We start from the raw sequence: 6,576 nt of genomic DNA on the forward strand, positions 1-6,576 counted from the left end.
TAAACAAAGTTACATTTCCTGTGAAGATCATGGCGTTAGTTGCCGTCGTGATCTTCTCCACCGCTGCCACGATGTGGTTCGCTGCATCCCGCCAGATCTGGTCCGACCTGCAATCCCAGCAGCAGGAAAAGGCAGAGCAATATCTGCGTAGCCTGTCCCTCGTGTACGCAGCCCGCATGACGGGGGCAAATGTCAAACTCGAGAATGGCCGGGTCTCCCGTATTGAGAGTCCATTTCTTGCCGAGTTCAAGGACTTCTCGGTTGTCGATGACTCTGTATCGTATGTCGGCGGAAATGCCACCATCTTCACCTTCGATGCGGCGCAGGACAAGTTCATCCGCAGAGTGACGACCGTCAAAAAGGAGAATGGCGAGAGAGCCGTCGGTACGGCATTGGCTCCCGAAAGTCCTGCGCAGGGCTTCGTTCGCCGCGGAGAAGCCTATTACGGCCCAACCATTCTCTTTGGTGCGCAGTTTTATACGGCGTATCAGCCGACCTTCGATGCTGCTGGCAAAGTCAACGGCATTCTCTATGTCGGTGTTCCGGTTGCAGATCTGCACAACTCGTACTCGACGACCATGACGACAATGAGCATTGCCGCAGGGATCATCGCAGTGCTGGCCTGCCTGGGAGCTGTATTGATCGCCATGCGGCTGTTCCGCCCTCTCAAGGAGATCACCCTGCGCGTTGAAAAGCTTGCTGACGGTGATTTCGAGAGCCCGATCCACTATCAGGTGCGCGGTGATGAAATCGGTGCAGTGGCGAAGTCGCTCCAAGTCTTCAAAAATGCTTTAATTGCACAGAAGCAAGCGGATGCTCTCTCTGTGCAGGAGTACGAAGCCAGGGCGCAACGCTCCCGGGCACTCGACTCTCTGACACAGAGCTTCGAAACGAAGGTTCTGACACTGACCCATAGCCTGTCGGTTGCAGCTGCCGGACTGGAGGCAACTGCCGAGTCGATGACCGCTGTTGCCGACAAGGCCACGCAGCAATCCGTGGGGGTAGCTTCTGCGTCGCAACAAACCTCTGCCAACGTCCAGACCGTGGCAGCGGCTACCGAAGAGCTTTCAATCTCCATTCGTGAGATTGCCTCACAGGTTGTTCAGTCCTCGCATATTGCCGAGCGCGCCGTGAGCGACGCACAGCGGACGAACAGCATTGTGCAGATGCTCGCCGGGTCGGCGGAGAGGATCGGCCATGTCGTGCAGCTCATCAACAGCATCGCGAGCCAGACCAATCTGCTGGCGCTCAATGCCACCATCGAGGCGGCAAGGGCAGGGGAGGCCGGCAAGGGCTTCGCCGTCGTGGCCGCCGAGGTGAAGGAGCTGGCTACCCAAACGTCGAAGGCGACGGAAGAGATCTCGGCTCAGATTTCAAGCGTTCAGCAGGTCACCGGCGAGGCCGTTCAGGCCATTCAGGCGATTGCCGGCACGATCGGTGAGATGTCGCAGATCTCGATTGCCATCGCAGCCGCGATGGAAGAGCAGGGAGCCGCTACTGCCGAGATCTCCCGTAATGTGCAGGAGGCGGCACGGGGCACCGAGGTTGTCACAGGAAGCATAGGCGAGGTTCGTCAGGCTGCCGGTGAAACTGAACTTGCGGCTACTGAGGTGCTGTCGGCCGCTCAGGAGCTGGCTCGTCACTCCGCGAACCTAGGGCGGGAGGTCGACGAGTTCTTGTCAGACGTGAAGGCCGCCTGATCGTTTCGATCGATGGTACAACGACAGCCGCAGAGGGCTTCCTCTGCGGCTTTTTCATTTTGAGCACGGCTACTCGCTGGCAGCCTCGTGCCAGAATTGCAGGCTGCAGCCATTGACTATGCCACCTCCTGCCTCGTGAATGTCTAGAATCGATGTGTGGTACGCCCGGGCTTCCGCCGTGCCAACCAGCAGCTTCAGGCTACGGATGATTCGGGTGATCCGCAGGTGGTTATGATCATGTGAAGTGAGCCACCAAGATGTGCTTCGGTAGAAGCGGAGCATGCGTTCCGCTGCCATCTTAAGCGTCTCTACCGAGTGTGGATCGGCTCTGATCGCTTCGATCTCGGACTGCGTCAGAACGGGCGAGTGCGGCTGCGCAGCGCTGGGCGTGGGCAGCGGAAACATCCATTGGATGTAGTCGTGAATTGCCTCCAGCTCGCTATCGGAGAAGCCGAGCACATCAGCTGCCAGGCGCCCGCGACTGTCCCGTCCCACACCCGCAAGGAAGTCGTGCAGGGGCCCCGCCGCTGGTTCAGCCATTGCGACATCTCCTATCAGCTTCTGCAGATTGAAGATGGTTCATGGCTCAAGTGAGGAGGCTTGCGGCGAAGCGAGCGCAGACAAGCAGCAGGAAGATGCCGAAAGCCACCTCAAGCCGACGCTTCGAGAGGCGGTGCGCAAGGCGTGCGCCCACGGGCGCCATCCAGGTGCTGGTGGGGATGAACAGCACTAAGCCGAGAAGAGAGACATAGCCCAGCGCCAAGGGCAGCTGGAAGGCGGTCACGTCGGGATAATCGGCCATGTGCGGCCACCCGGCATAGATGTAGCCGATGGCGCCGGGGATTGAGATGAGAATGCCGAGGCCTGACGAGGTTGCCACCGCCTGATGGATCGGACGGTTGTAGAACGTCATGAACAGGTTGGAGAGCTGACCGCCCCCGATGCCCATCAGGGCCGAGAGAATGCCGATGAGCCAGCCATAGGCGATCATGATGGGCTTTGCGGGCATATCGAGACCGAAGCGCCATGTGTCTTTCCCGAAGAGCAGGCGTATGGCCGAGAGTCCGGCCACGACCACGAACACCGCCTTGAACAGGTCGGCTGGGGCATAGCGGGCGATAACGCTGCCGATCACCACACCGAGCACAACGGGCACAGCCCAAACGCGCAGGATCGTCATGTCGACCGCGCCCTTGGCCTTATGCGCGGAGAAGGATCGCAGGGAGGTGGGGATGATGATGGCCAGCGACGTGCCGACGCAGAGCGGCATGCGCACCTCTTCAGGCACGTCCAGAATCCGGAACAGTTCGTAGAGGATCGGCACGGCCACGGCACCGCCGCCGACGCCGAACACGCCGGCGAGCAGTCCCGTAATGGCCCCAGCCGCCAGAAGCGCCACGACGAGCCACGCCAGATCGAAGAGGGGTATACCGAACATCCGAAGGTCCACCTTGGAAAGCAGAACGGCCGTAGGATCTTTCCGACCCTACGGCAGGTGAGAGAGGTGCAGAAAAGCTCTAAGACGCGCTTCCGGCAAGCCGCTCCTGGTACTCGCGCGCCCGCTGATCGATCCAGGACCGGTCGGTGACGCCGCCGGGGTTGGCGCGGGTCGCCATAGCATCCATGAAGGCCAGGAAGCGCTCGTGGGCAACGCTATACAGGCGACGCAACTCGTCCAGCGGTTCAGCATGATCATCGACGCGTAGATCGAGCATGGGGTAAGGCTCATCGCGCCAAACCTTGAGCGCAGCAGACTGCTTGCCGCGTTTGTCGCCGCCCTCGGCCTGTCCCGCATCGAGTGCCGCTAGCAACCGGTCGGCGAATGGCAGGTCCACGAGGCGCTTGTAGGTGTCGAGGGTGGCCTGGATCACCGCTGGTCCGGCCAGCATATTGCCGGCTACGGATACGTTCTCATCCGTGAGATGTCCGCACCAGTCGACGCAGTCACGCCCGGTATGGGCGGCGGTCCTGCCGTCCCGGTCGATCACATGAAGCTGACGCGATTCCCGTCCAGGGTCCTGCGCAGTTAGGATCGCCACGATCTCTTCTGCACTGCGGCCTTCCGCCAGAAATCTCATACCGTCCGTTCCATAGAGCGGATTGACGAGCGCCTGCGTGGCGAGAGCGCCGATCTTGGCCGTGCCATGGGGGCAGAGCGCTCCCACGGCAAAGAACTTGGTGGTGACGGCAACCCCGAACGAGCCGGTTTCGGGATCCTTGGCGATGATCGACCAGGTCATGATCTGTGTTCCTCAGCGTCCGACCGCATAGGCCTGCATGAGACGGGGCGTGGCGGCGCCGTGCAGCAGGCCGTCCTTGTCGCGGCTCGCTGCCACAAGGCGTCCGACTGTCCAGGCAGGCGCCACCTCGACCTCGTGACCACGGGCGCGCAGATCGTCGAGAACCTCGGCGCCGTAGGTCTCCTCGGCCATGAGGTGGCCGGGCTTCTGCTCGCGCGGGTAGAACGAGGAGGGGAAGTGCGCCGTGTGCGACATCGGCAGGTCGATGGATTCCTGCAGGTTCAGCCCGTGATGGGCATGGCGCAGGAAGAGCAGCATCTGCCACTGCTCCTGCTGGTCGCCGCCGGGGGAACCGAACACCATGTAGGGATCGCCGTCCTTCTCCGCGAGAGTCGGCGTCAGCGTGGTTCGCGGGCGCTTGCCTGGCGCAAGGCTCGCGGGCAGGTTCTCCTCCAGCCAGAACATCTGGGCACGGGAGTTGAGCATGAAGCCGAGTTCAGGGATGACCGGGGAGGACTGTAGCCAACCGCCGGAGGGCATGGCCGCGATCATGTTGCCGAAGCGGTCGACAACGTCGATATGCACGGTATCGCCGCGCCGGGCCGAGCGCATCGATGCCAACGTCGGCTCACCACCGGAAACCTTCTTGTCCGTGGTGGAGAGTTCGCGCAGCGCCTTCAGGGTACGCTCGACCTGGGCCTCGTAGCCGTCGACACGACCGGGGCGCAGTTCCAGGGAGGCTTTGTCGGTGATCAGCTTGCGGCGCTCGTCGTTGTAAGCGTCCGACAGCAACGTCTGGATCGGCACGTCGATGAAGTCGGGATCCCCGTAATAGGCCTCGCGGTCGGCGAAGGCGAGCTTCATTGCCTCCACGACCGTGTGGACGAACTCGCCGCTGGTTGGACCCATGGCGGCCAAGTCGAAGCCTTTCAGCAGCGCCAGCGTCTGCAGGAAGACGGGGCCCTGGCCCCACGGCCTGATCTTGTTGACCCGGAAGTTGTGGTACTCGTAGGTCTGCGGAGCATCATAGGATGCCTGCCATTTCGCCATGTCGTCGGCAGTAAGCACGCCCTTATGGCGCGAGCCGCTCTGGTCCATCACCTCCGTCTTACGCACGAAGGCGTCGACGGCCTCAGCCACAAAGCCCTTGTAGAAGGCGCTGCGCGCGCCCTCGATCTGCGCCTCGCGGTCGCTTCCCTTGGCTTCCGCTTCGCGGATGATGCGCTTCCAGGTATCGGCAAGCTGCGGGTTGCGGAAGAGCTGACGGGGTTTCGGAACCTCGCCGCCGGGCAGAAACACGGCTGCGGTAGTCGGCCATTCTGTCTCGAAGAACTCTTTCAGGCCCTTGATGGTGTCGGCAACCCGCGGCAGCAATGGATGTCCCTGCTCGGCATAGTAGATGGCAGGCTCCAGCACTTCTCTGAGCGAGAGAAGTCCATGATCTCGCAGCAGGAGCATCCAAGCATCGAAGGCGCCGGGCACCACGGTGGCGAGCATGCCATTGCCAGGAATAAGCTTCAGACCTTCACGCTTGTAATGGTCGATGGTGGCACCGTTCGGTGCCGTGCCCTGGCCGCAGAGCACCTCAACCTTCTTGGTCTTGGCGGAGTAGAACACGGCCGGGACTTCACCGGACGGGCCGACCAGATGCGGCTCGACCACTTGGAGCACGAAGGCGGAGGCGACGCAGGCGTCGAAGGCGTTGCCGCCCTTTTCCAGCATCGCCATGCCCGCGGCAGAAGCCAGCCAATGGGTCGATGTGACGATACCGAAGGTGCCGAGGATCTCGGGTCGTGTCGTGAACATGTCGTTTATCCGATATTGCGTGTTTTACTGTTCGCGGGGATCGAGCGCGTCGCGCAGACCATCGCCGAGAAGATTGAAGCCGAGCACGATCAGGAAAATCGCGGAGCCGGGGAAGATCGACATCCAGGGCGCCTGCTCCATGAAGTTCTTGGCCGTGTTGAGCATGGAGCCCCAGGAGGGGTTCGGCGGCTGCTGTCCCAACCCAAGGAAGGAGAGGCTCGCCTCCGCAATGATTGCCGTGGCGATGGTCAGCGTGCCCTGGACCAGGATCGGCGGCAGCACGTTGGGAAGAACGTAGCGCACCATGATCCAGAAGTCGGGAAGACCGATGGCTCGCGCGCCCTCCACGTAATCCTCGGCCTTCACAGTCAGCACCTGTCCGCGGGTCAGGCGGATAAAGATCGGCATGGCGGACAAACCGATGGCGATCATTGCATTGGTCAGGCTGGGTCCGAGGAAGGCTGCAAGCGCGATGGCGAAGATGAGGAAGGGGATCGCCAGCATGGCATCTGTGGCGCGGGAGATCGCGGCATCGATCCAGCCGCCGAAATAGCCGGCGATGAGGCCGAAGGGAACGCCGAGAACGATGGCGATGAAAACCGACACGACGCCGGCCATGATCGAGGCGCGCGCACCCCAAAGCATGCGCGAGAGCATGTCGCGTCCGAGTTCGTCGGTGCCGAACCAGAAAAGCTCAGACGGCGGTTTGCGGATGCTCGTGAAGCTCGGCTTGATCGGGTCGTAGGGAGCCAAGTAAGGCCCGACAAGAGCAGCCAGAACGAAGAACAGAACGATGGCTCCGCCGGCCACGGCGCTCTTGTTCTTCAGGA

Annotated in this window: 6 protein-coding genes; 1 reads left to right on the forward strand and 5 read right to left on the reverse strand. The window is 61.8% G+C overall.

The genetic code is table 11. The features are described 5' to 3' along the window. Positions 1-29: 29 nt before the first annotated feature. The gene (locus JQC81_RS23140) at positions 30-1,700 is read left to right on the forward strand and encodes a methyl-accepting chemotaxis protein (protein WP_210347251.1); all 1,671 of its coding nucleotides are present in this window, start codon (positions 30-32) and stop codon (positions 1,698-1,700) included. Between the two features lie 69 nt (positions 1,701-1,769). On the opposite strand, the gene JQC81_RS23145 is transcribed toward JQC81_RS23140, so the two are convergent. The 5 genes from JQC81_RS23145 to JQC81_RS23165 all read right to left on the reverse strand — a co-directional run bounded on the left by JQC81_RS23145 (position 1,770) and on the right by JQC81_RS23165 (position 6,574). Continuing rightward, positions 1,770-2,240, reverse strand: coding sequence for an opioid growth factor receptor-related protein (locus JQC81_RS23145; protein ID WP_203274168.1), 471 nt, complete (start codon positions 2,238-2,240; stop codon positions 1,770-1,772). A gap of 46 nt (positions 2,241-2,286) precedes the next feature. Then, the gene (locus JQC81_RS23150; protein WP_203274169.1) at positions 2,287-3,138 is read right to left on the reverse strand and encodes a sulfite exporter TauE/SafE family protein; all 852 of its coding nucleotides are present in this window, start codon (positions 3,136-3,138) and stop codon (positions 2,287-2,289) included. Between the two features lie 79 nt (positions 3,139-3,217). After that, a complete protein-coding gene (locus JQC81_RS23155; protein ID WP_203274170.1) occupies positions 3,218-3,940 on the reverse strand; it encodes a DUF1028 domain-containing protein in 723 nt (240 codons plus the stop codon). Between the two features lie 12 nt (positions 3,941-3,952). Continuing rightward, positions 3,953-5,746, reverse strand: coding sequence for a gamma-glutamyltransferase family protein (locus JQC81_RS23160; protein WP_203274171.1), 1,794 nt, complete (start codon positions 5,744-5,746; stop codon positions 3,953-3,955). A gap of 24 nt (positions 5,747-5,770) precedes the next feature. Beyond that, positions 5,771-6,574, reverse strand: coding sequence for an ABC transporter permease (locus JQC81_RS23165; RefSeq protein ID WP_203274172.1), 804 nt, complete (start codon positions 6,572-6,574; stop codon positions 5,771-5,773). Positions 6,575-6,576: the final 2 nt, after the last annotated feature.

Origin of the sequence: Microvirga arabica, assembly GCF_016811235.1 — a bacterium.
GTDB classification, from domain to species: Bacteria; Pseudomonadota; Alphaproteobacteria; order Rhizobiales; family Beijerinckiaceae; genus Microvirga; species Microvirga arabica.

Bases quoted from the DNA above. Each gene is read 5' to 3' on its own strand.
- JQC81_RS23140 (WP_210347251.1), top strand. From the start codon at position 30: ATGGCGTTAGTTGCCGTCGTGATCTTCTCCACCGCTGCCACGATGTGG.
- JQC81_RS23145 (WP_203274168.1), bottom strand. From the start codon at position 2,240: ATGGCTGAACCAGCGGCGGGGCCCCTGCACGACTTCCTTGCGGGTGTG.
- JQC81_RS23150 (WP_203274169.1), bottom strand. From the start codon at position 3,138: ATGTTCGGTATACCCCTCTTCGATCTGGCGTGGCTCGTCGTGGCGCTT.
- JQC81_RS23155 (WP_203274170.1), bottom strand. From the start codon at position 3,940: ATGACCTGGTCGATCATCGCCAAGGATCCCGAAACCGGCTCGTTCGGG.
- JQC81_RS23160 (WP_203274171.1), bottom strand. From the start codon at position 5,746: ATGTTCACGACACGACCCGAGATCCTCGGCACCTTCGGTATCGTCACA.